This is a genomic window from Streptomyces africanus, from assembly GCF_030816955.1.
GTDB classification, from domain to species: Bacteria; Actinomycetota; Actinomycetes; order Streptomycetales; family Streptomycetaceae; genus Streptomyces; species Streptomyces africanus.
Genome location: NZ_JAUSYP010000001.1, coordinates 5,941,838 through 5,968,170 on the forward strand (window position 1 = coordinate 5,941,838; position 26,333 = coordinate 5,968,170).

Annotated in this window: 25 protein-coding genes, 1 tRNA gene and 3 pseudogenes; 21 read left to right on the top strand and 8 right to left on the bottom strand. The window is 70.4% G+C overall.

What is annotated here, in order from left to right; genetic code table 11:
- Positions 1–39 precede the first annotated feature (39 nt).
- Positions 40–1,848, bottom strand: a complete 1,809-nt coding sequence (locus QF034_RS27730; protein WP_307177480.1) for a rhamnogalacturonan lyase family protein — start codon at positions 1,846–1,848, stop codon at positions 40–42.
- Between the two features lie 135 nt (positions 1,849–1,983).
- On the bottom strand, positions 1,984–2,553 hold the full coding sequence (locus tag QF034_RS27735; protein ID WP_307177481.1) for a helix-turn-helix domain-containing protein: 570 nt from the start codon (positions 2,551–2,553) through the stop codon (positions 1,984–1,986).
- A 69-nt stretch (positions 2,554–2,622) separates the two neighbouring features.
- Here QF034_RS27735 and QF034_RS27740 point away from each other — a divergent pair, with 69 nt between their 5' ends.
- Positions 2,623–3,306 carry an AzlC family ABC transporter permease gene (locus tag QF034_RS27740; protein WP_307177482.1) on the top strand — a complete coding sequence of 228 codons (684 nt, stop codon included), beginning with the start codon at positions 2,623–2,625 and terminating at the stop codon, positions 3,304–3,306.
- Complete coding sequence (locus QF034_RS27745) at positions 3,303–3,638, top strand: AzlD domain-containing protein (RefSeq protein WP_370880859.1); 336 nt, start codon at positions 3,303–3,305, stop codon at positions 3,636–3,638. Before QF034_RS27740 ends, QF034_RS27745 begins: the two co-directional genes overlap by 4 nt.
- 25 nt (positions 3,639–3,663) lie before the next feature.
- Here QF034_RS27745 and QF034_RS27750 read toward each other — a convergent pair whose 3' ends face one another.
- Positions 3,664–4,164: an Asp23/Gls24 family envelope stress response protein gene (locus QF034_RS27750; RefSeq protein ID WP_307177483.1), complete on the bottom strand. Its 501-nt coding sequence runs from the start codon at positions 4,162–4,164 to the stop codon at positions 3,664–3,666.
- A 105-nt stretch (positions 4,165–4,269) separates the two neighbouring features.
- Positions 4,270–4,866 (bottom strand): TetR/AcrR family transcriptional regulator, encoded by a 597-nt coding sequence (locus QF034_RS27755; RefSeq protein WP_307177484.1) that lies wholly within the window; start codon positions 4,864–4,866, stop codon positions 4,270–4,272.
- Positions 4,867–4,974: 108 nt separating this feature from the next.
- Between QF034_RS27755 and QF034_RS27760 the strand changes: the two genes are divergently transcribed.
- Entirely contained in the window at positions 4,975–5,238 is a 264-nt protein-coding gene (locus tag QF034_RS27760) for a hypothetical protein (RefSeq protein ID WP_307177486.1), read from the top strand.
- A gap of 60 nt (positions 5,239–5,298) precedes the next feature.
- Here the strand turns inward: QF034_RS27760 and QF034_RS27765 are convergent, their stop codons facing one another.
- Positions 5,299–5,691 (bottom strand): nuclear transport factor 2 family protein, encoded by a 393-nt coding sequence (locus QF034_RS27765; RefSeq protein WP_307177487.1) that lies wholly within the window; start codon positions 5,689–5,691, stop codon positions 5,299–5,301.
- 77 nt (positions 5,692–5,768) lie between these two features.
- Positions 5,769–6,065: a hypothetical protein gene (locus tag QF034_RS27770; protein ID WP_307177488.1), complete on the bottom strand. Its 297-nt coding sequence runs from the start codon at positions 6,063–6,065 to the stop codon at positions 5,769–5,771.
- Positions 6,066–6,313: 248 nt separating this feature from the next.
- Here QF034_RS27770 and QF034_RS27775 point away from each other — a divergent pair.
- Both QF034_RS27775 and QF034_RS27780 read left to right on the top strand, forming a co-directional pair.
- Positions 6,314–6,862: pseudogene (locus QF034_RS27775) on the top strand (replication initiator); the annotation flags it as partial.
- Positions 6,850–7,176: pseudogene (locus QF034_RS27780) on the top strand (tyrosine-type recombinase/integrase); the annotation flags it as partial. The pseudogenes QF034_RS27775 and QF034_RS27780, both read left to right, overlap by 13 nt.
- 68 nt (positions 7,177–7,244) lie before the next feature.
- On the opposite strand, the gene QF034_RS27785 reads toward QF034_RS27780, so the two are convergent.
- Positions 7,245–7,664, bottom strand: a complete 420-nt coding sequence (locus QF034_RS27785; protein WP_307177489.1) for a YybH family protein — start codon at positions 7,662–7,664, stop codon at positions 7,245–7,247.
- 192 nt (positions 7,665–7,856) lie between these two features.
- Here QF034_RS27785 and QF034_RS27790 point away from each other — a divergent pair, with 192 nt between their 5' ends.
- On the top strand, positions 7,857–8,141 hold the full coding sequence (locus tag QF034_RS27790; RefSeq protein WP_370880967.1) for a winged helix-turn-helix transcriptional regulator: 285 nt from the start codon (positions 7,857–7,859) through the stop codon (positions 8,139–8,141).
- Positions 8,142–8,309: 168 nt separating this feature from the next.
- Here the strand turns inward: QF034_RS27790 and QF034_RS27795 are convergent.
- A tRNA-Arg gene (locus QF034_RS27795) sits at positions 8,310–8,381 on the bottom strand.
- A gap of 184 nt (positions 8,382–8,565) precedes the next feature.
- Here QF034_RS27795 and QF034_RS27800 point away from each other — a divergent pair.
- From QF034_RS27800 to glyA, 15 genes and pseudogenes are all read left to right on the top strand, one after another.
- Positions 8,566–9,033 carry a response regulator gene (locus QF034_RS27800; protein ID WP_370880968.1) on the top strand — a complete coding sequence of 156 codons (468 nt, stop codon included), beginning with the start codon at positions 8,566–8,568 and terminating at the stop codon, positions 9,031–9,033.
- Between the two features lie 156 nt (positions 9,034–9,189).
- On the top strand, positions 9,190–10,272 hold the full coding sequence (gene nrtL / locus QF034_RS27805; RefSeq protein ID WP_307177491.1) for an ArgS-related anticodon-binding protein NrtL: 1,083 nt from the start codon (positions 9,190–9,192) through the stop codon (positions 10,270–10,272).
- 16 nt (positions 10,273–10,288) lie between these two features.
- Positions 10,289–11,681: pseudogene (gene lysA / locus QF034_RS27810) on the top strand (diaminopimelate decarboxylase).
- Positions 11,682–11,833: 152 nt separating this feature from the next.
- On the top strand, positions 11,834–13,126 hold the full coding sequence (locus tag QF034_RS27815) for a homoserine dehydrogenase (RefSeq protein ID WP_167409502.1): 1,293 nt from the start codon (positions 11,834–11,836) through the stop codon (positions 13,124–13,126).
- Positions 13,127–13,132: 6 nt separating this feature from the next.
- Positions 13,133–14,191, top strand: coding sequence for a threonine synthase (gene thrC, locus QF034_RS27820; protein ID WP_307177492.1), 1,059 nt, complete (start codon positions 13,133–13,135; stop codon positions 14,189–14,191).
- Between the two features lie 294 nt (positions 14,192–14,485).
- Positions 14,486–15,415, top strand: a complete 930-nt coding sequence (gene thrB, locus QF034_RS27825) for a homoserine kinase (protein ID WP_307177493.1) — start codon at positions 14,486–14,488, stop codon at positions 15,413–15,415.
- Between the two features lie 402 nt (positions 15,416–15,817).
- Complete coding sequence (gene rho / locus QF034_RS27830; RefSeq protein WP_307177494.1) at positions 15,818–17,908, top strand: transcription termination factor Rho; 2,091 nt, start codon at positions 15,818–15,820, stop codon at positions 17,906–17,908.
- A gap of 125 nt (positions 17,909–18,033) precedes the next feature.
- Positions 18,034–19,827, top strand: a complete 1,794-nt coding sequence (locus tag QF034_RS27835; RefSeq protein ID WP_307179993.1) for a trypsin-like serine protease — start codon at positions 18,034–18,036, stop codon at positions 19,825–19,827.
- A gap of 209 nt (positions 19,828–20,036) precedes the next feature.
- Entirely contained in the window at positions 20,037–21,173 is a 1,137-nt protein-coding gene (locus QF034_RS27840; protein WP_307177495.1) for an LCP family protein, read from the top strand.
- Between the two features lie 139 nt (positions 21,174–21,312).
- Positions 21,313–21,534, top strand: coding sequence for a 50S ribosomal protein L31 (rpmE, locus tag QF034_RS27845; RefSeq protein ID WP_010040182.1), 222 nt, complete (start codon positions 21,313–21,315; stop codon positions 21,532–21,534).
- A gap of 106 nt (positions 21,535–21,640) precedes the next feature.
- Positions 21,641–22,717, top strand: a complete 1,077-nt coding sequence (gene prfA / locus QF034_RS27850) for a peptide chain release factor 1 (protein ID WP_307177496.1) — start codon at positions 21,641–21,643, stop codon at positions 22,715–22,717.
- Positions 22,718–22,794: 77 nt separating this feature from the next.
- Positions 22,795–23,634, top strand: coding sequence for a peptide chain release factor N(5)-glutamine methyltransferase (prmC, locus tag QF034_RS27855; protein WP_307177497.1), 840 nt, complete (start codon positions 22,795–22,797; stop codon positions 23,632–23,634).
- Between the two features lie 58 nt (positions 23,635–23,692).
- Positions 23,693–24,340, top strand: coding sequence for an L-threonylcarbamoyladenylate synthase (locus QF034_RS27860; RefSeq protein WP_020272587.1), 648 nt, complete (start codon positions 23,693–23,695; stop codon positions 24,338–24,340).
- Positions 24,337–25,017: an arsenate reductase/protein-tyrosine-phosphatase family protein gene (locus QF034_RS27865; protein WP_059417218.1), complete on the top strand. Its 681-nt coding sequence runs from the start codon at positions 24,337–24,339 to the stop codon at positions 25,015–25,017. Before QF034_RS27860 ends, QF034_RS27865 begins: the two co-directional genes overlap by 4 nt.
- A 71-nt stretch (positions 25,018–25,088) precedes the next feature.
- The gene (gene glyA, locus QF034_RS27870) at positions 25,089–26,327 is read left to right on the top strand and encodes a serine hydroxymethyltransferase (protein WP_307177498.1); all 1,239 of its coding nucleotides are present in this window, start codon (positions 25,089–25,091) and stop codon (positions 26,325–26,327) included.
- Positions 26,328–26,333 lie beyond the last annotated feature (6 nt).

The following is a 26,333-nucleotide window of genomic DNA, read 5'->3' on the forward strand; positions in this document are numbered from 1 at the left end:
GGCTCCCTCGGACCTGGCCCTGCGGGGTCGGACGGTCCCTCACGGCGCGTACGTGATGCTCGGCCTGGGCGGCCCGGTCATGCCCGCCCCGAGGAAGTAGTCGACGTGGTGGGACTGCATGTAGCCCTTGAACGTCATGGCGTTCCGATAGGCGGGGTTGTGCGCCAGGGTGTACAGGCGGTGGGTCGTCGGCCGGTCGGTCGTGAAGACGATCAGCTCGTCGTAGGACGCGTTGGTGTACACGGCCTCCTCGCGCCAGTCGCCGAAGAGGTCGCCGACGAGGGTCGGACCGCCCTGGGCGGCCTTGACGGCGCCGTGGTTCCAGGTGCTGACCAGCCGGGGCAGGCTGCCGCTCGGCGTCGGGCGGGCCGGGTCCCACTTCTCGATCTTGCCGTCGTTGAGCAGTTCCACGGTGAGGTCCCCGTCCCACCACAGACCGAGCTGCGGCCAGGGGCGCAGCGAGGCGTCCGGCTCGGCGAGCCGGTTGGTGCCCGCGTTGTAGAGGCCGGAGAAGGACCAGACCTCCATGCCGGGAAAACGCGGGTCGACGTCACCCGCCATGCCACGACCGACATCCCCGGGACCGCCGCCGTGCCGCCAGATGACATTGCCGTTCGCGGCGTCGTAGTAGTACTCGAGCAGACCGCTCGGGTTGTCCTGCTGCACGCCGTAACCCTCCAGGCCCGGGCGGCTCGGGTCCATGTCGGCGATGTGGAAACGGTCGCCGTGGACGATGCCCTTCGGCCCCATCGAGTAGCGCAGCGAGCCGTCGCCGCCCAGCACGAACCCGATCTCGGCGATCTCGTCCGTCCCGTCGCCGTCGACGTCCAGGGCGCGCGTGTTGTGCCCGTCGGGCGCGTCCTGGCCGCCGCGCTGCCACGTCCACTGGCGGTCCAGCGAGTCCCCGTCGAACTTCCAGGCGCCCATCATCAGGTTGAAGGCCCCGTCGTCCCGCCGGTTCTTCATGTAGGCCACCAGGCTCGGCGTGGTGCCGTTGAGATACGCCACGCCGAGGCGCGCGCCCATCGGGCCGTCCGCCAGATAGGTCGTGGGTACGGCGGACCAGTTGCGGAGTGCTCCGGTCCGGCCGTCGAGCACGGCCATGAACTGCCGTGCGTCGTCCTCGTGCGTCCAGGTCGTCCCGTCGCCGAACCTGACCCCGTCGGCGATCCGCAGGGCGACCTCCGCACGGCCGTCGCTGTCGAAGTCGTAGACCGTGACACCGTCCCAGTGGCCCAGGTCGATCGCGGACGACCCCGGCTCGATGTTGTCCTGGTTCCGGCTGTTCGGACCCAGGTCGACCTCCCAGAGGAAGCCGCCGTCACCGCTGTACGCCTCCAACTTCTGCGGGGAGGTCTGCCGGTCGACGACGTAGTCGTACTCACCGTCGCCGTCGAGGTCGCCGACCCAGACGAACTTCACCGGACCGCCGGGCCGTAACGGCACGCGCACCACGGGCTCCACGGCATGGCCGGCCGACAGTGTGAAGGCACCGCTGGGCGCCTGCTCCCGACCGCCGACGACCGGGGTCACGCGGTAGCTGTTGGCGCGTGTGAGATCGGCCGTGGAGTCGGTGTAGTTCGTCCCGCCGGTCAGCACAGCGGAGTTGAGCTTCACGTACGCGCCGCCGGCCGTGGACCGGTACACGTTGAACCCGATGCCCTCCGGGTCGAGCCCCAGCAGCCGCCAGGAGACCAGGACCTGGGTGCTGCTGGAGCGCACGGCCACGACGCCGCGGCCGAGGTTCTCCATCACGCGTGCGGCCTTCACCGTCGGGGCGGGGCTCGGGGCGGTGACGGTGAGTGCGGCGCAGACGGCCAGGACCGTCGCCGTGATCCTCATGCGCATGACAACTCAGTCTCCTTCGCCCCGGCGGTGGTTAACCGTTTTCACAGCTGTGATGGAAGCACCGAGCTGAGTGCCCGTCAATACTGGCGGATCGGGCAGGGCGTCCGACCGGAAACGCTTACAGACCGAGGGCACTCAGTGGTGCTCGGAGACGAGTACGGCACGAGTACCGGGCTCCAGCGCCTGGAAGACGTGCGGGACATCGCCGGGATAACAGATGTAGTCACCCGGGTGGAGTTCCACCGGCTCGTCGGCGATGCCCACCAGGGCCCGGCCCGAGCTGATCACGACGTGCTCGACGACTCCGGGCGGGTGCGGCGCTGAGGACCGCTGCGAGCCGGGCTCGGCGGCGACGCTGTAGACGTCCCGCCGGGCCCCCGGCGGGGAGGCGGCGAGGAGCGTGGCCCGGTAGTCGCTCTGCTCGGACCCGACGGCCGGCCCTTCCCCCGCCCGGATCACCTGGACCTGCGGCCGCGACACGGCCACGAGCCGCGAGAAGGGAATCTCCAGAGCCACGCAGAGCGCCCACAGCGTCTCCAGGCTCGGATTCCCGGTGCCCGACTCCAGCTGGGAGAGCGTGGACTTGGCGAGCCCGGCCCGGCGGGCGACCTCGGTGAGGGACAGCCCCGCCCGGACGCGTTCCGCCCGCAGCGACGCGGCGATCACTTCGATCGGGGGCTTGGGGGCGGGGCCGGCGTCGGACATGGCGTGTTCGCTCCAACGGTCGTTCGTTCGTCTTGACGAACATCGTAAGCCATGTTCACCATAAAAATCATGCGTTCGCTACGGAGAACACTGGAGGACCGGCTCCTCCGAGACATCACGCTGGTCTGCCTGGCGGTAGGCGTGATCGGCCTGTCCTATGGCGCCGTCGCGGTCACGTCCGGGTTCGCCTGGTGGTTCCCGGTCCTGACGGGGGTGCTCGTCCTGGCCGCCTCGTCCGAGTTCCTGTTCGTCGGGATCATCGCCGCCGGCGGCAGCCCGATCGCCGCGCTGCTGGCCGGGCTGCTCGTCAACGCGCGCCATCTGCCGTTCGGTCTGGCGGTGCACGACGTCCTCGGGCGGGGCTGGCGCGGAGTGCTCGGCACGCATCTGATGAACGACGAGACGGTCGTCTTCGCCCTCGCCCAGGACGAGCCGGAGCGCAAACGGGCCGCGTACTGGCTCTGCGGCCTGGGCATCCTGATCTGCTGGCCCGTCGGCGCCGCCCTGGGCGCACTGCTCGGCAGCGCCGTGCGGGACACCGACGCCCTCGGCCTGGACGCCATGTTCCCCGCGGTGATCCTGGCACTGATCCTGCCGGCGCTGCAGGACAGACCCTTGCGGCGCACAGCACTGGCCGCAGCGGCCCTGGCCCTGACCGTCACCCCGTTCCTCCCGGCGGGCCTGCCGGTCCTGCTGGCCCTGACCGCCCTGCCCCTGTCCACCGTCCGGACGAGGAAGAAGGCCACACGGTGAGCGACACCGCCATACCCCTCACGCCGACGTCGGCGGCGATGCTCGCCCTGGCGGCCGGCACCTTCCTGCTCCGCCTTGCCGGACCGGCCCTGCGCGCGCGATGCACGCTTCCGCAGCGCGCCGAGAAACTGCTGGAGGTCTCGGCGGTCCTCCTGCTCGCCGCCCTGGCCACCACGTCCGCCCTCACCGAGGACCAGGCCTTCACCGGCCCGGCCCGACCGCTCGGGGTCCTGGCCGGCGGGGTGCTCGCCTGGCTCAGGGCCCCGTTCCTCGCGGTCGTGCTGGCGGCGGCGGGCACGACGGCACTGCTGCGACTGGCGGGGGTGCCGTGACACTCCCTTCGGCCAACCTGGATCCTCAGGCCACGCGCCGCCCCTGCTGCCCGGACTCGCCTTCGTCCTCCTCCTCATCCGGCAGATGGACATCGCCGACGGCGATGTTGACCTCGACGACCTCCAGTCCGGTCATCCGCTCCACCGCGTTGATGACGTTGGTCCGCACATCCGCGGCGGTGTCGGCGATGGCGGAGCCGTACTCGACGACGACATCGAGATCGACGGCGGCCTGGCGCTCGCCGACCTCCACCTTCACTCCCTGGGTGACCCCACTGCCTCCACCCGGCACGCGCTGGCGCACGGCCCCGAAGGCCCTGGTCATCCCTCCGCCGAGGTTGTGCACCTCGGGGATCTCGCGGGCCGCCATGCCCGCGATCTTCGCCACGACCACGTCGGCGACAGAGGTGCTTCCCCGTGCCTCCGGGGGAGCGGTGCTGTCTCCTCGGCGGCCCTGCGAAGCCGTGCCCCCGTCCTGCTGTCCCGTCCCAGTTGCGGTGTTTCTGCGCTGTGTGGTCTCCGTCATGACCGTCACCTCTTGATCGGTGCGGGGAATGAGCAGCGTCGTTCCTATCCACCGTAGAACACTGGTGCATATGGGGCGAAAGTGTAGAAATTCCTGGACGGGTGCTCATCGCACCAAGCAATCGACGTGGCGCTGAAGGACGGCCGACGCCGTCTCCGGGGAGTGATGCCCCGCGAGAATGTGAACGGTGAGACCGTCGGCGACGGCGAGGAGCGTATGCGCCTCCTGGGCGGCGTCGAGATGCTGCGGGATCTCCTTGGTGTCCTGGCCGTAGCGGATGAGCCACACGACGAGGTCATGGAGCTTGCCGTACGTCTCATGCAGGACGGCGGCGAGCCTCTCACTGGCGGGAGCATGACTGACGAAGGCCAGCCACACATGAGCCTGAGCCCTCGAGTCCTCGTCCAGCAGGGCGAGTTCGGCCAGGGTGTGTGACAGCAGGGTGGCCGCGGCCTGTGGCGTGGAGGTCGCGGCGATGCGCTGGTCGGCGCGCTCGCTGACGCCTCGTGAGATGTGCTCCAGCGCGAAGAGCAGTATGTCCTCCTTGGTGCGGAAGCACCGCTGTACGGCCCCCATGGACACGTCTGCCTCGGCGGCGACGTCCCGGAGGCTGACAGCCTCCATCCCGGAACGCGCGATCAGAGCGCACACCGCCTCCGCGATCCGCAGCCGCCGCTCCTCGTAGTCGACCTGCTTGGGCACGCGCCGCTCCTCCCCGACCCCACTTTTCCGATGCACTTGCATCATAACCGCCGACCCTGCACGATGTGATGCGATCGCATCGAAAAGAACGTTCGAAGGGACCCCGCCATGCCGAAGGAGCAGCTCAACACCTCGGAGACCAACTCAGGCCAGGGCCTGCTCTGGCTGTTCGGCGCCATCCTGTCCATCCAGGGCTTCGGCTCCGCCATCACGGAGGCCGGCTGGAACACGAGCTTCGGTGTCGCGGGCCTCCTACGGGCAGCGCACGTCCCTGAGTGGGGAACGCTCCTGGTCGGCTGCGCGGGCGCGGCCCTACTGGCGACGGCGGCGCGACGCCGCTACACGAAGAGCCGGGCCGGTCGGCGTCCTTGAGGGGCTCGGCAGGCATGCCAAAAGCGGGCCCAGAGAGCTGTTGAGAGACGTCTTACCTCGCTACGACCAGAACTCGTCATAGGCCTCCTGATCCGACCACAAGTCCCAGCCCTCAGTGATCCTGCCGTCTCGGATGTGGAAGACGATCGCGTAGTCCATGTCGAGCTCCTTGCCTTGACGCGAGGCCGTGGCGTGGAGCAGGGCGACCGTGTGCCTGTCGTTGGCGAGCACATCGTGGAGTTGCGGACGGTACGTGCCCCCGGACATCTGGAATTCCCGTTGAAACAGAGCGAACGCGGCCTCACGGCCACGGAAGTCACCCGCCAGGGGGCCCTGGCCCGGGTTGTGCCACACCACATCGGGGTGGAATACCTCCGCCAGCGCCTCCAGGTCGCCAGCCGCGAAGGCGGCCATGGCCCGTTGAAACACAGCGATGTTCGGGTGATCAGTCATCAGAGCCTCCCTGATTGGGTCGCAGCGGAAGCCATGACGAGCAGAGGGCCATGCCTCTGCTCGTCATGTACCGACGGCTACGGGGTCACCAGGTTGAAGACCGGGTAGATCTTCGGCTCCACCTCCGGAGCGCCGGCCTCCCGCAAGAGCGGCAGGACGACTTCACTGAACCGGCGGAATGCCTCCTCGGACTCCCAGACGTCGGCGACGTACCAGCCATCGGGGGTGGGGGCGGAGGTGTGCGAGATGAGGCCGGGTACGGGCCAGTCCGCGGGCTTCTTGACCAGGCCGCGGTCGCGGTTCACCTTGTTGGAGACCTGTTCGTACTGGGCCTGGGTCATGCCGGGTTGGTCGAAGATCGCGATGATCGCCACGTTGGGCTCCCTTGCGTGCAAGTGTGCAGAATCAAGCCCAGCCGACCATCTCGGGCAGCCGACCGCACCTCCGACTGCGCCGTACGGACGGCCACCTCGAAGCCGTCCCGCCGCTCAAGCCCTTTTAGGGTCCGCGCGCCGCCCTTTCGTCACCCAGTACCCGCGCATTTCGTCGCTGACCCGGTGACGGGGTCGGTGTCCGCGACACCCGAGGCTTCCCATCCTGTTGAGGGGGGTGTTCGAAGTTCGCAAAGCGCGCCGGACTCACCCAGCGTGCGTTTCGAGATCACGCACGTGTCTCCTTCGCCAAGGTCGCCGAGTACCAGAAGCGGGGTGCCGTCCACTTCCACGCGGTCATCCGCCTCGATGGCCCGGAGGGCGGCGACACGGCCCCTCCGGCCTGGGCGTCCGCCGAGCTGCTGACCGACGCGATCCATGCCGCAGTCACCGCCACACGCGTCAACGGACCGGACGTCGACGGCCGTGCCCACACCTTCACCTTCGGCCGCCAACTCGACGTGCGCACCATCCGCTCCGCCGACTTCGACGGCGGCCAGGAGCTGACCGAACGGGCCGTGGCGGCGTACATCGCCAAGTACGCCACCAAGGGCGCCGAGACAGCGGCCGGCACCCTGGACCGGCCGATCCGCTTCCTCGCCGAGCTGGCACAGGCCCGGATCACCGACCACGCCCGGCGCATGATCCGGACGGCCTGGACCCTCGGCACCCGCAAGGATCTCGAACACCTCCGCCTGCGCGCCTGGGCCCACATGCTCGGCTTCCGCGGCCACTTCTCCAGGTTTTTTCCTACGTGGGTGGGTACCGGCGTGCCCGTGGTCGCCGCCTCGTGGGTCTGTTCGCCGCCATGTACTTCGGCGGTCTCCGGCCGGCGGAAGCGGTCGGCCTTGCCGAGACGGACCTGAACCTTCCCGAGGGAGGCTGGGGCTCGGCGCTGTCGACGTGGCTCAACGCCGGTGTCGACCCGACCGAGGTGGCCGAGCGTGCCGGCAACAGTGTTGAGGTCCTGCTGACCCGCTACGCGAAGTGCCTCGACGGACAGCAGGACGTCGCCAACCGGCGTATCGAGGACCTGCTTCGCGAGTACGAGTGACCCCGCCTGACCGTGTCCGAGGCCCCTGGCGTCCACCAGGGGCCTCGGTGTCTTCCAGGTGTGCTCGCTCAGAACGCTGGTTCCACGGTGTCCTCGGTGGGCAGTTGCTGTGCGCGGGTGCCGAAGGGGTTGTCGATGACATACCGCCAACGGCCGTCCGGACCCCGCCGGGCGACGTCGGTGGCAGTGCCCTCGACGTGCACAGCCCGTCCCTCCCGGTCGGTCCCGTCGATGGCCCAGTCGACTATCAGCAGCGCCAGGTCTCCGTTGCGGTACACGTGCCGCGGACGGACCGAGATGGGGACTCCGAGCTTTTGCAGGCGGCCGTTGGCGGCGTGCAGGTCCGGGCCGGTAACCGGCGTTCCCGGCTGCGGGACCAACACCGCCGCGTCCTCGTAGACCTGCGCCAACGCGGTGGCGTCGCCGCTGTTGAATCGCTCGGCGAACACCGCGGGCACCTCTTCGGGCCGATCGGCCAAGGCTCGCATGATCGACAGACGTCCTTCCGGGGCGGGAGAATCGAAGTGCCCCACACGTTAGGAGGCGGTCTCGTGACTCACCGAACGGTTGGTCACCCGGCAGGGCTCCCCGACGACCCGCGCGCGAACGTCACCGCACCAACCCCCGAGTGCCCGGTGGAGATCACGCTGGCGGCCCTGCACGGCCGCTGGACGACGCTGGTGGTTCGCGAACTGCTACGTGGTGACCGCTCCTACAGCGAGCTGCGCGCGGCCCTGCCCATGTTGTCGGACAAGGTGCTGTCCGACCGGTTGGCGCAGCTCGGCGAGGCCGGAGTCGTCGAGCGCGACCGTCGACCGGGCTGGCCGCCGCGAGTGCGCTACGCGCTAACCCCGAGTGGACACCGCCTCGGCCCTGTCCTACAGGCTCTGTGGGACTGGGGGGCGGAGGCCTCAGCGCGAGACAGCGGGGCTGAGGCTGGCTGTGCGACAAGCTCTCTTCGCTGATCGGCCGATCCAGCCGTCTCACCTGCGGCGATGCCCCAAGATCCCGTACACGCCTCGTCCACAGCCCCCGACATACAGCCGCTCCAAGCGGCACACGCCTGCACATACGCGAAGACCCCGTCCCAGCGAAAGCGCTGATGGCGGGGTCTTTGGGCACCTCATACAGGGTGCCCCCGGCAGGATTCGAACCTGCGCACACGGCTCCGGAGGCCGTTGCTCTATCCCCTGAGCTACGGGGGCGTGTCGGTCGCGTTGCTCGCGGCGACGGGTAGAACACTACCAGCTCCCTCGGGGTGGTCATGAACGAGTTTCCGCTGTCGGGGGCGGGGTTGCGGGTCGCCCGGTCGGGGTGGAAGTGGGGAAAACCCGGACGCGGTGGCCGGGGTCGACCTACTCTCGAGTTGTGCCAGGCGCGTCGGGCCGGGTGCTTGTTGTGGACGACAACAAGGTCATCCGGCAGTTGATCAGGGTCAACCTCGAGCTGGAGGGGCTGGAGGTCGTGACCGCGGCCGATGGTGCCGAATGTCTTGATGTCGTTCATCAGGTGCGGCCCGATGCAGTGACCCTCGACGTCGTCATGCCCCGGCTGGACGGGATCCGGACCGCCGCTCGCCTGCGAGCCGATCCGCGTACCCGTGACGTGCCCCTCGCCATCATCAGTGCCTGTACCCAGTACGAGGTCGAGGCCGGGCTGGAGGTGGGCGTCGACGCCTTCCTCGCCAAGCCGTTCGAGCCGGCCGAACTCGTCGGGATGGTGCGGCAGTTGATCGAGCGGGAGCGGAGCGGGGGCAGGCCGGGAGGCGGTGACGGCCACAGCGGCGGTGGAGCGCCCGCTTACGGGTCCGTCCTCGGTGCGGGGGAGGCCGAACGGGCCGGGAGCGCCGGCGGGTGATCCATCGGCCGCACAGGGAGTGCCTGCCCATGGATGTGGACGGCAGCTGCGCACGGCTCCGTGGGCGAGGCGGCGGCATCGCCCCGCGTCCACATCGCGGACCCTCCTCGAAACCGGCTCGCTTCTGCACCCCCCTCCTCCCATACGCTTGTCCCCGTGACCCCCGTCGAGCTCTCCCGCACCGTGCTGCACGCCGTGCGCCGCGCTGTCGACGACGGTGAGCTCAGCGTGACCGTGCCGGAGCGGACCGTCATCACTCCGCCGGGGCCCGGGGGGTGTGGCGACTACGCCAGCAGCATCGCCCTCCAGCTGGCCGGCGCGGCAGGGCAGCCGCCGCTGCGCGTGGCCGAGATCCTCAGGGCGCGGCTGGCCGGTGAGGCCTTCATCGACGATGTCGTCGTCACGGGGCCCGGATTTCTCAACTTCAGCCTGGAACGCGACGCCTCCGCACTCCTCGTCGAGGAGATCCTGCGGCGCGGGCAGCGGTACGGCCACGCCGAGGGGGCCGGCGGGACCGTCGTGCGGCTCCGGTGCCCGGCAGAGGTCCGTGCCGTCGTCGTCGCGGATGCCCTGGCCCGCGTGCTGCGCAGCCAGGGCGACGTCGTACGCGTCACGTGCGACGGCCGGCTCGCGCCGGAGTGGGAGACCGTCCTCGGAGTGGGCGGCGGTCATTCGGGCAGTAACCCCGGCGGCCGCCCCGGAAGCCTCTCCGCAGGCCCAGCCCCCCACTCGCTCCCCGACGTCGACATCACGATCCACCCCGCCCCCGCCGACCCCCTGCCCCTCGGCCGTGACGCCGCCCGCTGGGCACTGCTGTACCCGGCCGCCCACGACCGGCCGCGGATTCCCGGCGATCATCTGGTCCAGCGGGAGGCCAACCCTCTCTTCCGCGTCCGGTACGCCCACGCCCGCACCCGGGCGCTCCTGCGCAACGCCGCCGACCTGGGCTTCCATCCCGAGCCCGGCCCCGTGAGCGATGCGGAGGCACTGCTCGCCGCACTCGGCGACCACCCCCGCATCCTCGCCGTCACCGCCACCCACCGCGGTCCCGACCGCCTGGCCCGGCATCTCGTCACCGTCGCCGATGCCGCGCTGCCCCTGCTCCCCGCCGTGCTGCCCCTCGGCGACGAGAAACCCTCGGCCGCCCACCGTGCCCGGCTCGCCCTCGCCGAAGCCGCCGGGACGGTGCTGGCCGGTGGCCTGTCCCTGCTCGGCATCGACGCACCCGACCACCTCTGAGAGACGCATACCGATCATGAGCCGTTCCGCCCACCCCGCCGGGCCCCGTCACGCCGACGTCCTTCCCGAGGGCCACTACTCGGCCCCGCCCGCCGACCTCAACGTCCTGGACCCCAAGGTCTGGGCGCAGACCGTGACGCGTGACGAGCATGGTGTCGCCACCGTCGGGGGGATCCCCGTCACGCGGCTCGCCGAGGAGTTCGGCACCCCGGCCTACTTCCTCGACGAGGCCGACTTCCGGGCCCGCGCGCGGGCCTGGCGCACCGCGTTCGGGACCGGCGCCGACGTCTTCTACGCCGGCAAGGCGTTCCTGTCCCGTGCCGTCGTGCGCTGGCTGCACGAGGAAGGGCTGAACGTCGACGTCTGTTCCGGCGGCGAGCTGACCACCGCCCTGTCCGCCGGCATGCCCCGCCGAGCGCATCGCCTTCCACGGCAACAACAAGTCCGTCGACGAGATCACCCGGGCGATCGAGGCCGGCGTGGGGCACATCGTGCTCGACTCCTTCCAGGAGATCGCCCGCGTCGCCCACATCGCGCAGAGCCTCGGCACGCGGCAGAAGGTCCTGATCCGGATCACCGTCGGCGTCGAGGCCCACACCCACGAGTTCATCGCCACGGCCCACGAGGACCAGAAGTTCGGCATCCCGCTGGCCGGCGGGCAGGCCGCCGAGGCCGTACGCCGTGCCCTCCAGCTCGACGGGCTCGAAGTCGTCGGCATCCACAGCCACATCGGCTCGCAGATCTTCGACATGTCCGGGTTCGAGGTCGCCGCCCACCGGGTCGTCTCGCTGCTCAAGGACGTCCGCGACGAGCACGGCGTCGAGCTGCCCGAGATCGACCTCGGCGGCGGGCTCGGCATCGCGTACACGAGTGACGACGACCCGCGCGAGCCGCACGAGATCGCCAAGGCGCTCACCGAGATCGTCAGCCGGGAGTGCGAGGCCGCCCGGCTGCGCACGCCGCGCATCTCCGTCGAGCCGGGCCGCGCCATCGTCGGCCCGACCGCCTTCACGCTCTACGAGGTCGGCACCATCAAGCCGCTCGACGGGCTGCGGACGTACGTCTCCGTCGACGGCGGCATGTCGGACAACATCCGCACCGCGCTGTACGACGCCGAGTACAGCGTCGCGCTGGTCTCCCGCACCTCCGACGCCGAGCCGATGCTCGCCCGGGTCGTCGGCAAGCACTGCGAGAGCGGGGACATCGTGGTCAGGGACGCGTTCCTGCCGGCCGACCTGGCACCGGGTGACCTCATCGCCGTACCGGCCACGGGCGCCTACTGCCGGTCCATGGCCAGCAACTACAACCACCTGCTGCGTCCGCCCGTGGTCAGCGTGCGGGACGGCGAGGCCCGGGTGATCGTCCGCCGCGAGACGGAGGAGGACCTGCTGCGTCTCGACGTCGGCTGAGCGAGAAGCCGAGGGCACGGGGCGGAAGATCTCCTGTCTTCCGCCCCCGTACACATGAAATAGACATCTCACGATCCGGACCGGGGGCAGAAACTCCCGTCCGGTGAGTGAGACTGGTTCCACCGTAGAAGGTCATGAGGAGACGAGGTCGGATGATGCGTACGCGTCCGCTGAAAGTGGCGCTGCTGGGCTGTGGAGTGGTCGGCTCAGAGGTGGCGCGCATCATGACGACGCACGCCGACGACCTCACGGCCCGGATCGGGGCGCCGGTGGAGCTGGCGGGCGTGGCCGTGCGGCGGCCCGACCGGGTCAGGGAGGGCATCGACCCGGCCCTCGTCACCACCGACGCCACCGCCCTCGTCAAACGCGGCGACATCGACGTCGTCGTGGAGGTGATCGGCGGCATCGAGCCCGCGCGGACCCTCATCACCACCGCCTTCGAGCACGGCGCCTCCGTCGTCTCCGCCAACAAGGCGCTGCTCGCCCAGGACGGGGCGGCCCTGCACGCCGCCGCCGAGGAGCACGACAAGGACCTCTACTACGAGGCCGCCGTCGCCGGTGCCATCCCGCTGATCCGGCCGCTGCGCGAGTCCCTCGCCGGCGACAAGATCAACCGGGTGATGGGCATCGTCAACGGCACGACCAACTTCATCCTCGACAAGATGGACTCGACGGGCGCCGGCTACCAGGAGGCCCTCGACGAGGCCACCGCCCTGGGGTACGCGGAGGCCGACCCGACCGCCGACGTCGAGGGCTTCGACGCCGCCGCCAAGGCCGCCATCCTCGCCGGTATCTCGTTCCACACGCGCGTGCGTCTCGACGACGTCTACCGCGAGGGCATGACCGAGGTGACGGCGGCCGACTTCGCCTCCGCGAAGGAGATGGGCTGCACCATCAAGCTGCTCGCCATCTGCGAGCGGGCCGCGGACGGGGCGTCCGTCACCGCGCGCGTGCATCCCGCGATGATCCCGCTGAACCACCCGCTGGCCTCCGTGCGCGGCGCCTACAACGCCGTGTTCGTCGAGTCCGACGCCGCCGGGCAGCTCATGTTCTACGGCCCCGGAGCAGGCGGTTCCCCCACGGCCTCGGCCGTGCTCGGCGACCTCGTCGCCGTCTGCCGCAACCGGATCGGCGGCGCGACCGGACCGGGTGAGTCCGCCTACGCCGCCCTGCCGGTGTCGCCGATGGGCGACGTGGTCACGCGCTACCACATCAGCCTCGATGTGGCCGACAAACCGGGCGTTCTCGCCCAGGTGGCGACCGTCTTCGCCGAGCACGGAGTCTCGATCGATACGGTTCGCCAATCGGGGAAGGACGGCGAGGCGTCCCTCGTCGTCGTCACGCACCGTGCGTCCGACGCCGCCCTCACCGGGACCGTCGAGGCGTTGCGCAAGCTCGACACCGTGCGTGGTGTCGCCAGCATCATGCGGGTTGAAGGAGAGTAACCAGCAATGACCCACCAGTGGCGCGGAATCATCGAGGAGTACCGGGACCGGCTTCCGGTATCCGACACCACGCCGGTCGTGACGCTCCGTGAGGGCGGCACGCCGCTCGTGCCCGCGCAGGTGCTCTCCGAGCGCACGGGCTGCGAGGTCCACCTCAAGGTGGAGGGCGCGAATCCGACCGGGTCCTTCAAGGACCGCGGTATGACCATGGCCATCACGCGGGCCAAGGAGGAGGGCGCGCAGGCCGTCATCTGCGCCTCCACCGGCAACACGTCGGCCTCCGCCGCCGCGTACGCCGTGCGGGCCGGGATGGTCTGCGCCGTGCTCGTGCCGCAGGGCAAGATCGCGCTCGGCAAGATGGGCCAGGCCCTCGTGCACGGTGCGAAGATCCTCCAGGTCGACGGCAACTTCGACGACTGCCTCACGCTCGCGCGCGGCCTGAGCGACAACTACCCCGTGGCGCTGGTCAATTCGGTCAACCCGGTACGTATCGAGGGTCAGAAGACGGCCGCGTTCGAGATCGTGGACATGCTGGGCGACGCGCCCGACATCCACGTCCTGCCGGTGGGCAACGCGGGCAACATCACGGCCTATTGGAAGGGCTACCAGGAGTACGCCGCCGACGGCATCGCCACCCGGGCCCCCCGGATGTGGGGCTTCCAGGCCTCCGGCAGCGCCCCGATCGTGCGCGGCGAGGTCGTCAAGGACCCGTCGACCATCGCCACCGCCATCCGCATCGGCAACCCGGCCTCCTGGCAGTACGCGCTCGCCGCGCGGGACGAGTCGGGCGGCGTCATCGACGAGGTGACGGACCGTGAGATCCTGCGCGCCTACCGGCTGTTGGCCTCGCAGGAGGGTGTCTTCGTCGAGCCGGCGTCCGCCGCGTCCGTCGCCGGTCTGCTGAAGGCCGCCGAGCAGGGCAAGGTCGACCCGGGGCAGCGGATCGTGTGCACCGTCACGGGCAACGGCCTGAAGGACCCCGACTGGGCCGTCGCCGGCGCCCCGCAGCCGGTCACCGTCCCCGTCGACTCGGCGGCCGCCGCGGAGCGCCTCGGCCTGGTCTGACGTGCGCCGACGCGCCGGGCGCCGGTGTAACGCCCGACACGGTCGGGAGTAAGACGGCGCTTGCCCGGGGAGGCTCCCTACGGGGGGTGCACAGGGGGCTTACGACACGCATCGTGCGCCTCCTGTGCGCCCTATGTCGCCACAGAACCTTCCTTCGATAGGCTGTACTGAACCCGCCCGCCGCATATGCCGCGGAGCCGCGCCATCTCCGCGGCCCCCAGGGTTCTCGTACACCATCGAATGTCCGTCCCACGTCATTCGACCATCACGCAGCTCAAGGAGAGTCATCGAGCGATGGCCGGTCCAGCGTTCCGCGCCGCCGCCGTCCGGGTGCGCGTCCCCGCCACCAGCGCCAACCTCGGCCCGGGCTTCGACGCCCTCGGCCTCGCGCTGGGGTTGTACGACGACGTGGTCGTCCGGGTGGCCGACTCCGGGCTGCACATCGACATCGCGGGTGAGGGCAGCGAGACACTCCCGCGCGACGAGCGGCACCTTCTCGTACGTTCCCTGCGCACCGCCTTCGATCTGCTGGGCGGGCAGCCGCGCGGCCTGGAGATCGTCTGCGCCAACCGCATTCCGCACGGCCGGGGCCTGGGCTCCTCCTCGGCCGCCATCTGCGCCGGCATCGTCGCCGCCCGCGCCGTGACCATAGGCGCCGAGGCCAAGCTCGACGACACGGCGCTGCTGGAGCTCGCCACCGAGATCGAGGGCCACCCCGACAACGTCGCCGCGTGTCTGCTGGGCGGCTTCACGCTGTCCTGGATGGAGGGCGGCGCGGCCCGGGCGATCAGGATGGAGCCCGCCGATTCCATCGTTCCGGTGGTTTTCGTACCCGGAAAGCCGGTACTCACCGAAACCGCGCGCGGCCTGCTCCCGCGCACCGTGCCGCACGTCGACGCCGCCACCAACGCGGGCCGGGCCGCCCTGCTCGTCGAGGCCATGACGCGGCGCCCCGAGCTGCTGCTGCCCGCCACCGAGGACCGCCTGCACCAGGAGTACCGCGCCCCGGCCATGCCCGAGAGCGCGGCGCTGGTGGAGCGGCTGCGGGCCGAGGGCGTCCCCGCGGTGATCTCCGGCGCCGGCCCTACGGTCATGGCGCTGGCCGACGCGGGCACCGCCGACAAGGTCGAGGCCCTGGCGGGCGCGGACTGGGCCGCCAACCGGCTGAGCCTCGATCCGCAGGGCGCGATCGTGCTGCCGCTCGCGACCTCCAGTGACATCTGAAAGCGCACGGTTGCCGGATTTCGAGAGGGGGAATGTTTGTTGGATCCGGTAGTGTTAACCTCAAGTCTGCACCCGACCCCACCATGGCGAGGTGCCTCGTGTCCCCGTCCGGGACAGACATTCTTCCGGGAGCCCCCCAAGCCGCACTGTGTTCCGTACGTCGGTCCCTACGCCGTACAAGGACACTGAGCGGGGCGCAGGGCACGCTCCGGAACCGGTGCGACCACGCCGCGTGACACTGACACTGGGTGCCACGGCATATGGAAGCGCCATCACCAGATTCCTCCGCCGCTGAGGCGGACCACCGCCCCGGCACGGTTCACACCACACGGACCGAAGCCGGACAGCACAACCGGTCGCCGAGCCAGACAGGCCGACGTCCGCTCCAGGGAAGGACCCTTCGTGAGCGACACCACCGATCTGATGGGCGCACGTGTCGAGGAGACCGCTGCCGCGCCCGCCACGGACGCCTCCGCGCCTGCCACCGGTGCCGGCTCCCGGCGGCGCCGCGGTACCGGCCTCGAAGGCATGGTGCTGGCCGAGCTGCAACAGGTCGCATCCGGCCTCGGTATCAGGGGCACGGCGCGTATGCGCAAGAGCCAGCTGATCGAGGTCATCAAGGAGGCGCAGGCGTCCGGCGGCGCCGCCCCGGCCGCGAAGGCCGAGGCCCCCGCCGAGACCAAGCCGAAGCGCCGCGCCACCTCCCGGAGCCGTACGGGGGACAACGCCGAGAAGGCGGAGAAGAAGGCGGACGCCAAGCAGGCCCCCGAGGCCCCCGCCGAGAAGGCCGACAAGGCCCAGAAGGCCGTGGCCCAGCAGCAGATCGATATTCCCGGTCAGCCGGCTGGGGGCCCCTCCCGCGCGAGCGAAGCCGAGCGTGGGGGAGATGACGCGCCCTCCGAGCGCCGCCGTCGCCGGGCCACCGCCGACGCCGGTGCGCCGGCCGCCGCCGCTCCCGAGACGGTCGCCGCCGAGGCGAAGAACGAGTCCAAGGGCGAGTCGCAGCCGCAGCAGCAGCCGCAGCAGCAGTCCCAGAACGACGCCAGGTCCGACGGGGGCGAGGGCGGCGAGGGCCGTCGTCGCGACCGCCGGGACCGCGGCCGGGACAGGGACCGCGACGGCGGCCGTGACCGCGACCGCCGGGGCAACAAGGGCGACGACCAGCAGGGCGGCCAGCGCGGCCAGCAGAACCAGCAGCAGGGCGGCGGCCGCCAGGACCGTGACCGTCAGCGGGCCGATGAGGACGGGGACGACTTCGAGGGCGGCCGGCGTGGCCGTCGCGGGCGTTACCGCGACCGCCGTGGCCGCCGTGGCCGTGACGACATCGCCTCCGAGCCGCAGATCGCCGAGGACGACGTCCTGATCCCCGTCGCGGGCATCCTGGACATCCTCGACAACTACGCCTTCATCCGCACGTCCGGCTACCTGCCCGGCCCGAACGACGTGTACGTCTCCCTCGCCCAGGTCCGCAAGAACGGCCTGCGCAAGGGCGACCACATCACCGGTGCGGTCCGTCAGCCGAAGGAAGGCGAGCGCCGCGAGAAGTTCAACGCGCTGGTGCGCCTGGACTCGGTCAACGGCATGGCGCCCGAACACGGCCGTGGCCGCCCGGAGTTCAACAAGCTCACCCCGCTGTACCCGCAGGACCGCCTCCGTCTGGAGACGGACCCGGGCGTCCTCACCACCCGCATCATCGACCTGGTCTCGCCCATCGGTAAGGGCCAGCGCGGTCTGATCGTGGCCCCGCCGAAGACCGGCAAGACCATGATCATGCAGGCGATCGCCAACGCGATCACGCACAACAACCCCGAGTGCCACCTGATGGTCGTCCTCGTCGACGAGCGTCCGGAAGAGGTCACCGACATGCAGCGGTCGGTCAAGGGCGAGGTCATCTCCTCGACCTTCGACCGCCCGGCCGAGGACCACACGACGGTCGCGGAGCTCGCCATCGAGCGCGCCAAGCGGCTGGTCGAGCTGGGTCACGACGTGGTCGTCCTGCTGGACTCCATCACGCGTCTGGGCCGTGCGTACAACCTCGCCGCCCCGGCCTCCGGCCGCATCCTCTCCGGTGGTGTCGACTCGACGGCGCTGTACCCGCCGAAGCGCTTCTTCGGTGCCGCGCGGAACATCGAGGACGGTGGCTCGCTCACCATCCTGGCGACGGCTCTCGTCGACACCGGCTCCCGCATGGACGAGGTGATCTTCGAGGAGTTCAAGGGCACCGGCAACGCGGAGCTCAAGCTCGACCGGAAGCTCGCCGACAAGCGCATCTTCCCGGCGGTGGACGTCGACGCGTCCGGCACGCGTAAGGAAGAGATCCTGCTCGCCAGCGACGAGCTCTCCATCGTCTGGAAGCTGCGCCGGGTGCTGCACGCCCTCGACCAGCAGCAGGCCGTCGAGCTGCTCCTCGACAAGATGAAGCAGACGAAGTCGAACGCCGAGTTCCTGATGCAGATCCAGAAGACCACTCCGACGCCGGGCAACGGCGACTGAGGTAAGCACTGCGTAAGAGGGCCGCCCCCGGAAACGGGGGCGGCCCTTTGTGCTGTTCGTGTGCGGGTAGGATCACGCTCTCTTCGAACATGTGATCCCGAGGGGGGACATTCGTGGGTAGAACCATGCCTGGGGGCGGTCGGCACAGACGCCGGATACGCATCGCCCTTCCCGTCGCCGCGGCCGGTGTGGCCGCCGCAGTGGCCGCCGCGCTGCTGACGACGTCCGCCGGCGCGGCCACCGCACTGCCGCAGCCGACGGTCAAGCCCGCCACCACCTCGCCGTCGCTCGCCGAGCTGGAGAAGCGCGTCGCGGGCGCCATGGCCGGCGACGACGTCGCGGGCAGGACGAGCAAGGCGTCGCTGAGCGCGAGCACCGACACGAGCCCTTCCGCCATCGACCCGAAGATCATCGGTGGCAGCGAGACGACCATCACCTCGGCCCCGTGGATGGCGCAGCTCCACTACTACGACGACCGGGGCACCTCGACCACCAGCGACGACATCGGCTTCTTCTGCGGCGGCGCCGTCGTCGCGCCGACGAAGATCCTCACCGCCTCGCACTGCGTCAAGGGCTACGACTGGCACGCCAACGGCGCCATCGTCACCGGCACCTCCCAGCTGCCCTCGGCCGACGGCACCGACCTGCACGGCGGCACCGTCACGGGCGTCTGGCGACAGTGGAACCACCCGTCGTACAACGCGACGACCATCGACAACGACATCGCGGTGCTCACCCTGCCCGTCCCGGTGAAGGCCACGCCGATCCGCATGACGACGTCCGGCGACACCACGTCGTACCAGGCCGGCACCAGCGCCAAGGTCTACGGCTGGGGCCGCACCAGCTCCACCAGCGACGACATCTCCGAGACGCTGAAGACGGCCACACTGCCCGTCCAGTCCGACACCACCTGCGCCGGCGCGTACGGCAGCGACTTCATCAAGGGCCACATGGTCTGCGCGGGCCAGCCCGCCACCGGCAGCGACACCGGCACCACCACCGCCTGCAACGGCGACTCCGGCGGCCCGCTGGTCGTGAACAACCGGATCGTCGGTGTCGTCTCCTGGGGCGTGACGGACTGCGTCGCCAAGGGCGCCTACAGCGTCTTCAGCAAGGTCAGCACCTACGTCGGCGCCGCCTACCCGCGCCTGGACGACACCAACATCAGCGGCGACCACAAGGCCGACCTGTGGGTGCGCAACGCGTCGACCAAGACGGGCTACTCCAAGGACTCCAAGGGCACGTCCTTCGCCGCCCGCGAGTCCTGGGGCAACTGGAACGGCTTCAACACCGTCCTCCAGACGGACTTCGACCGGGACGGCTACCAGGACCTGGTCTACCGGCGCAGCAGCGACGGCGACGTCTTCTGGACCCACTACGTGATCTCCACCGGCACCTGGTCCACCAAGCAGATCGCCGACAACTGGAAGACCCGCACCCGCATCATCACCCCCGGTGACGTCACCGGCGACTACCTGCCCGACCTGCTCTCGGTCGACTCGGCGGGCGTGATGTGGATCTACCCGGGCAAGGGCAACGGCACCTTCTCGCCCCGCGTCAAGGTGAGCTCCGGCTGGAACCAGTACAACTCCGTGCGCGGCCACGGCGACTTCACCGGGGACGGCAAGACCGACCTGATCGCCCGCAGCGCGTCGGGCAGCTACATGTACCTCTACAAGGGCACCGGCAAGGCCGGCTCGGGCGCCTTCTCGGCCCGGGTCAAGGTACGCACCTGGAGCGGCTACAACGCCTTCGACGCCACCGGTGACATCACCGGCGACGGCAAGGCCGACTTCCTGGCCCGCACACCCGGCGGGACGCTCTACCTGTACCCGGGCACCGGCAAGGCGACCAGCGAGATCTTCGCCACAAGGATCTCTGTCGGTACCGATTTCAAGCAGTACGACATCTTCGGCTGAAACCGCAGGTGAGCGAGGTACCCCTCGCCGACACGAACACACACTGTGCCCACCGCCCCACGCGGTGGGCACAGTCCGTTGTGCAACCCTTTCCCGAGTTTCTCCGTCTGACCAGGCGGAGTGACGATGGTGCCAGGAGGAAGTCCCCGACCGAGCACGCCTGGCACTGACCGCAGGGGGTAACCGACCGTAGACGAGCTGAGGAGCACATGTCTGCCGAGAGCACGCCGGGTCCGGGTATACCGGGCGATACCGGCATCACCGGGTCGCGCCACCGCGCCAAGGGCCGACGCCGCAAGCCACGTAAGCGCCACAAGGCCCTGATGGTGACGGCCTGGACCGCTGCGGGCATCGTCGCCGTGGGCGGCGCCGGGGCGGGGTACGTGTACTTCAAGCTCAACGGCAACCTCAAGAGCGTCGACATCGACCAGGCCCTCGGCACGGACCGGCCCAAGAAGGCCGACAACGGCTCGGAGAACATCCTCGTCCTCGGCTCCGACACCCGCGCCGGCGGCAACAAGAAGCTCGGCGGCGGCACCGACGACGGCAGCGCCCGCTCCGACACGGCGATGATCGTGCACGTCTACAAGGGCCACAAGAAGGCCAGCGTGGTCTCCATCCCGCGCGACACCCTCATCGACCGGCCCGCGTGCACGGACACCAAGGGCAAGGAGTACCCCGCCGCGAACGGCGTGATGTTCAACTCCGCGTACTCCACCGGCGGGGCCGCCTGCGCCGTGAAGACCGTCGAGTCGATCACCGACCTGCGCATGGACCACTACCTGGAGGTCGACTTCGCCGGCTTCCAGAAGCTCATCGACGACCTCGGCGGCGTCGAGATCACCACGACCAAGAACATCGACGACCCCGACAGCCACCTGAAGCTGAAGGCCGGCACCCACAGACTCGACGGCGAACAGGCCCTCGGCCTGGTCCGCACCCGGCACGGCGTCGGCGACGGCTCCGACCTCGGCCGCATCCAGCTCCAGCAGGCCTTCATCAAGGCCCTGGTCCACCAGGTCAAGGACGTCGGCGTCTTCACGAACCCGAAGAAGCTGCTCGACCTCGCGGAGACCGCGACCAAGACGGTGACGACCGACTCCGACCTCGGCTCGGTCGACAAGCTCGCGTCCTTCGCGGGCGGCCTCAAGGGCATCACCCCGTCCCACATGCACATGGTCACGATGCCGGTGGCCTACGACCCGGCCGACCCCAACCGGGTCCTGCTCCAGAAGAAGAAGGCCGACGAGATCTGGAAGGCCCTGGAGAACGACAAGCCGATCCCGAAGAGCGCGACGAAGGGCACGGCGACGGGTGAAGCCAAGGGCGTCGTGAGCGGCCAGTAAGGGACACGGGGAACAAACAACGGCAACCCCCGGTTTTGGGGGATGGCCCCAGTCCTGGCAGACTGGTACGTCGGCCCCGGTTCACGCTCCCGCACCCCGCGGCAGCGACCCGGCGCCCTCCCGAAACCTAGGAGACACCTTGAAGCGCGACATCCACCCCGCGTACGTCGAGACGCAGGTCAGCTGCACCTGCGGCGCGTCGTTCACCACCCGCAGCACCATCGAGTCCGGCGCGATCCGTGCCGATGTGTGCTCCGAGTGCCACCCGTTCTACACGGGCAAGCAGAAGATCCTCGACACCGGTGGCCGCGTGGCCCGCTTCGAGGCCCGCTTCGGCAAGGCCGCCGGCTCCAAGAAGTAGCGAGCCCCATTTCGCCGGTCCGCGGACGCGCCCCCTCACCGGGCGCTCCGGGACCGGCGTTTTTGGTCGCCCGCCCTTCACCCCCGTTTCTGCACAGGAGCCCAAGATGTTCGAGGCCGTCGAGGAACTCGTCGCCGAGCACGCCGACCTGGAGAAGAAGCTCGCCGACCCGTCGGTCCACGCCGACCAGGCCAACGCGCGCAAGATGAACAAGCGTTACGCCGAGCTCACCCCGATCGTCGCCACGTACCGCTCCTGGATGCAGACGGGCGACGACATCGAGACCGGGCGCGAGTACGCCGCCGTCGACCCCGACTTCGCCGCCGAGGTCAAGGAACTGGAGAAGCAGCGCGAGGAGCTGACGGAGAAGCTGCGCCTTCTCCTCGTCCCGCGCGACCCCAGCGACGACAAGGACGTCATCCTCGAGATCAAGGCGGGCGCGGGCGGCGACGAGTCGGCCCTGTTCGCCGGCGACCTGCTGCGCATGTACCTGCGGTACGCCGAGCGCGTCGGCTGGAAGACCGAGATCATCGACGCCACGGAGTCCGAGCTGGGCGGCTACAAGGACGTCCAGGTGGCCGTGAAGACCAAGGGCGGCCAGGGCGCCACGGAGCCCGGACAGGGCGTGTGGGCCCGCCTGAAGTACGAGGGCGGCGTGCACCGCGTGCAGCGCGTCCCCGCCACCGAGTCCCAGGGCCGTATCCACACCTCGGCCGCCGGTGTCCTCGTCACGCCCGAGGCCGAGGAGGTCGACGTCGAGATCAATCCGAACGACCTCCGCATCGACGTCTACCGCTCCTCCGGGCCGGGCGGGCAGTCCGTCAACACCACCGACTCCGCCGTGCGCATCACGCACGTCCCGACCGGAGTCGTCGCCTCCTGCCAGAACGAGAAGAGCCAGTTGCAGAACAAGGAGCAGGCACTGCGTATCCTGCGCTCCAGGCTGCTCGCCATGGCACAGGAGGAGGCGGAGAGGGAGGCCGCCGACGCCCGCCGCAGCCAGGTGCGTACCGTCGACCGCTCCGAGAAGATCCGTACGTACAACTACCCGGAGAACCGCATCTCGGACCACCGTGTCGGCTTCAAGGCGTACAACCTGGACCAGGTCCTGGACGGCGACCTCGACGCGGTGATCCAGGCCTGTGTCGACGCGGACTCGGCCGCCAAGCTGGCCGCCGCGTAAGGACACGTAGGAGTACCGAGCACCGGAGGACTTGCGTGCAGCAGTCATTTGGGGGGCGACCCCCAAGCCCCCGCAGCGTGCTGCTCGCGGAGGTGGCCCAGGCCACCCAGCGGCTCGCCGACGCCGGCGTGCCCTCGCCGCGCACCGACGCGGAGGAGCTCGCCGCGTTCGTGCACGGCGTCAAGCGCGGTGAGCTGCACTCCGTCAAGGACTCCGACTTCGACGCCCGCTACTGGGAGGTCATCGCCCGCCGCGAGGCCCGCGAGCCGCTCCAGCACATCACCGGGCGCGCCTACTTCCGGTACCTGGAACTCCAGGTCGGCCCCGGGGTGTTCGTGCCCCGGCCCGAGACGGAGTCCGTGGTCGGCTGGGCCATAGACGCCGTACGGGCCATGGACGTCGTCGAGCCGTGCATCGTCGATCTGTGCACCGGCTCCGGCGCCATCGCGCTCGCCCTCGCCCAGGAGGTGCCGCGCTCGCGCGTGCACGCCGTGGAGCTGTCCGAGGACGCCCTGAAGTGGACCCGCAAGAACGTGGAGGGATCCAGGGTCGAGCTGCGCCAGGGAGACGCCCTGACGGCCTTCCCGGACCTCGACGGCCAGGTCGACCTGGTCATCTCCAACCCGCCGTACATCCCGCTCACCGAGTGGGAGTACGTCGCCCCCGAGGCGCGGGACTACGACCCCGGCCTGGCCCTGTTCTCCGGCGAGGACGGCCTCGACCTCATCCGCGGCCTGGAGCGCACCGCGCACCGGCTGCTGCGCCCCGGCGGCGTCGTGGTCGTGGAGCACGCCGACACCCAGGGCGGCCAGGTGCCGTGGATCTTCGCCGAGGACCGCGGCTGGACCGACGCCGCCGACCACCCGGACCTGAACAACCGCCCGCGTTTCGCCACGGCCCGCAAGGCGCTGCCGTGAGCGCGCGTTCTTCGCAGTCTTCATCCCAGCAGCACGTGTACGAGGAGGCCAGCTAAAGATGGCACGGCGATACGACACCAACGACGCGACCGACCGTGTGACCGGTCTGCGTGAGGCAGCGTCCGCCGTCCGCCGTGGCGAGCTCGTGGTGCTGCCGACGGACACGGTGTACGGCATCGGCGCCGACGCGTTCTCCTCGGAGGCGGTCGCCGACCTGCTGGAGGCCAAGGGCCGGGGCCGCAACATGCCCACCCCCGTCCTCATCGGCTCCCCGAACACGCTGCACGGGCTCGTCACGGACTTCTCGGAGCTGGCCTGGGAGCTGGTCGACGCCTTCTGGCCGGGCGCGCTGACCCTCGTCGCCAAGCACCAGCCGTCCCTCCAGTGGGACCTGGGCGACACCCGGGGCACGGTCGCCGTGCGCATGCCGCTGCACCCCGTCGCCATCGAGCTGCTGACGGAGGTGGGCCCGATGGCCGTCTCCTCCGCCAACCTGACCGGTCACCCGGCGCCGGAGGACTGCGACGCCGCGCAGGAGATGCTCGGCGACTCCGTCTCCGTCTACCTCGACGGCGGCCCGACCCCCGGCAACGTCCCGTCGTCGATCGTCGACGTGACCCGTGAGGTGCCGCTGCTGCTGCGCGCCGGCGCGCTCTCCGCGGAAGAGCTGCGAAAGGTCGTACCCGACCTCGAGGTGGCGAATTGACGGCCCCTGGAGCGGGGCGTGGCATAGGCAACGGGGAAAGCGCGGCGGAGATCACGACGACGTTCGTGGGGCTTCCGCGCGACAGCTTCCGCATCCTCCACGTCAGCACCGGCAACGTGTGCCGCTCGCCCATCACCGAGCGGCTGACCCGCCATTTCGTGCGGGAGCGGCTCGGGATCCTGGGCGGCGGGCTGATCGTGGAGAGCGCGGGCACCTGGGGTCACGAGGGCGCCCCCATGGAGGCCAACGCGGAGACCGTGCTGGCCGACTTCGGCGCGGACGCCTCCGGCTTCACCGGGCGCGAACTCCTCGACGAGCACGTGATCCGCGCCGACCTGGTGCTGACCGCCACCCGCGACCACCGGGCGCAGGTCATCTCCATGGGGCACTCGGCGGGCCTGCGGACCTTCACGCTCAAGGAGTTCACCCGCCTGGTGAAGGCCATCGACCCGGCGACCCTGCCGCCCCTGGAGGAGGGCGTGGTCACGCGCGCGCGTGCCCTGGTGCGTGCCGCGGCGGCTCTACGCGGGTGGCTGCTGGCCCCGAACGCCGAGGCGGACGAGGTGTACGACCCGTACGGGGCGCCCCTGACGTTCTTCCGGTCCATCGGGGACGAGATACACCAGGCACTCGATCCGGTCGTCACGGCGCTCACGGGCGTCCCCGCAAAGACGTAACGACCGCGCGCCCCGGGGGCCCCGGGCCTACATTGGACGTACGTCACCGTCGACGCCGCCCGGAGCCCACCATGACGGTCACCCCTGCCATCGAGGCCGACCTCCTGCGCCGCCAGGACCCCGAACTCGCCGACATCCTGCTCGGCGAGCGGGAGCGGCAGGCGACCACGCTCCAGCTGATCGCCGCCGAGAACTTCAGCTCGCCGGCCGTCCTGGCCGCCCTCGGCTCGCCGCTCGCCAACAAGTACGCCGAGGGCTACCCGGGAGCGCGGCACCACGGCGGCTGCGAGTTCGCCGACGTCGCCGAACGCGTCGCCGTGGACCGGGCCAGGGCGCTGTTCGGCGCCGAGCACGCCAACGTCCAGTCCCACTCCGGCTCTTCGGCCGTCCTGGCCGCCTACGCCGCCCTGCTGCGTCCCGGCGACACCGTCCTCGCCCTCGGCCTGCCGTACGGGGGTCATCTCACGCACGGCTCGCCGGCGAACTTCTCCGGCCGCTGGTTCGACTTCGTCGGATACGGCGTGGAGGCCGAGTCCGGCCTGATGGACCACGACCAGGTGCGCACCCTGGCGCGCACGCGCCGGCCCAAGGCGATCGTGTGCGGTTCGATCGCCTACCCGCGGCACATCGACTACGCGTTCTTCCGCGAGGTCGCCGACGAGGTGGGCGCGTATCTCGTCGCGGACGCCGCGCATCCCATCGGGCTGGTCGCCGGGGGAGCGGCGCCGAACCCGGTGCCGTACGCGGACATCGTCTGTGCGACGACTCACAAGGTGCTGCGCGGCCCGCGCGGCGGCATGATCCTGTGCCGGGCGGAGCTGGCCGAGCGGGTCGACCGGGCCGTGTTCCCTTTCACACAGGGCGGCGCGCAGATGCACACCATCGCGGCCAAGGCGGTCGCGTTCGGGGAGGCGGCAACTCCGGCGTTCGCCGTGTACGCCCATCAGGTGGTCGCCAATGCGAGGGTTCTCGCGGCCCGGCTGGCCGCCGAGGGCCTGGTCGTCACCACGGGCGGCACGGACACCCATCTGATCACCGCCGACCCGGCGCCGCTCGGCGTCGACGGCCGCACCGCCCGGGGCCGTCTCGCCGCCGCCGGCCTGGTCATGGACTGCTGCGCGCTGCCGCACGGCGACGCCCGGGGACTCAGGCTGGGCACGGCCGCCGTCACCACGCAGGGCATGGGCGAGGCGGAGATGGCGCGGATCGCCAAGCTGCTCGCCGGGGTGCTCAGGGGCGTGACCGAGACCGCGAGGGCCCGTGAAGAAGTGCGGGAGCTGGCCGGTGGATTTCCGCCGTATCCGGCTTGAGTCGGG

What these genes read in the sequence shown, in the direction of transcription:
- QF034_RS27730 (WP_307177480.1), bottom strand. Translation starts at nt 1,848, where the DNA reads ATGCGCATGAGGATCACGGCGACGGTCCTGGCCGTCTGCGCCGCACTC.
- QF034_RS27735 (WP_307177481.1), bottom strand. Translation starts at nt 2,553, where the DNA reads ATGTCCGACGCCGGCCCCGCCCCCAAGCCCCCGATCGAAGTGATCGCC.
- QF034_RS27740 (WP_307177482.1), top strand. Translation starts at nt 2,623, where the DNA reads ATGCGTTCGCTACGGAGAACACTGGAGGACCGGCTCCTCCGAGACATC.
- QF034_RS27750 (WP_307177483.1), bottom strand. Translation starts at nt 4,164, where the DNA reads ATGACGGAGACCACACAGCGCAGAAACACCGCAACTGGGACGGGACAG.
- QF034_RS27760 (WP_307177486.1), top strand. Translation starts at nt 4,975, where the DNA reads ATGCCGAAGGAGCAGCTCAACACCTCGGAGACCAACTCAGGCCAGGGC.
- QF034_RS27765 (WP_307177487.1), bottom strand. Translation starts at nt 5,691, where the DNA reads ATGACTGATCACCCGAACATCGCTGTGTTTCAACGGGCCATGGCCGCC.
- QF034_RS27785 (WP_307177489.1), bottom strand. Translation starts at nt 7,664, where the DNA reads ATGCGAGCCTTGGCCGATCGGCCCGAAGAGGTGCCCGCGGTGTTCGCC.
- QF034_RS27815 (WP_167409502.1), top strand. Translation starts at nt 11,834, where the DNA reads ATGATGCGTACGCGTCCGCTGAAAGTGGCGCTGCTGGGCTGTGGAGTG.
- thrC (WP_307177492.1), top strand. Translation starts at nt 13,133, where the DNA reads ATGACCCACCAGTGGCGCGGAATCATCGAGGAGTACCGGGACCGGCTT.
- thrB (WP_307177493.1), top strand. Translation starts at nt 14,486, where the DNA reads ATGGCCGGTCCAGCGTTCCGCGCCGCCGCCGTCCGGGTGCGCGTCCCC.
- QF034_RS27835 (WP_307179993.1), top strand. Translation starts at nt 18,034, where the DNA reads ATGCCTGGGGGCGGTCGGCACAGACGCCGGATACGCATCGCCCTTCCC.
- QF034_RS27840 (WP_307177495.1), top strand. Translation starts at nt 20,037, where the DNA reads ATGTCTGCCGAGAGCACGCCGGGTCCGGGTATACCGGGCGATACCGGC.
- prfA (WP_307177496.1), top strand. Translation starts at nt 21,641, where the DNA reads ATGTTCGAGGCCGTCGAGGAACTCGTCGCCGAGCACGCCGACCTGGAG.
- QF034_RS27860 (WP_020272587.1), top strand. Translation starts at nt 23,693, where the DNA reads ATGGCACGGCGATACGACACCAACGACGCGACCGACCGTGTGACCGGT.
- glyA (WP_307177498.1), top strand. Translation starts at nt 25,089, where the DNA reads ATGACGGTCACCCCTGCCATCGAGGCCGACCTCCTGCGCCGCCAGGAC.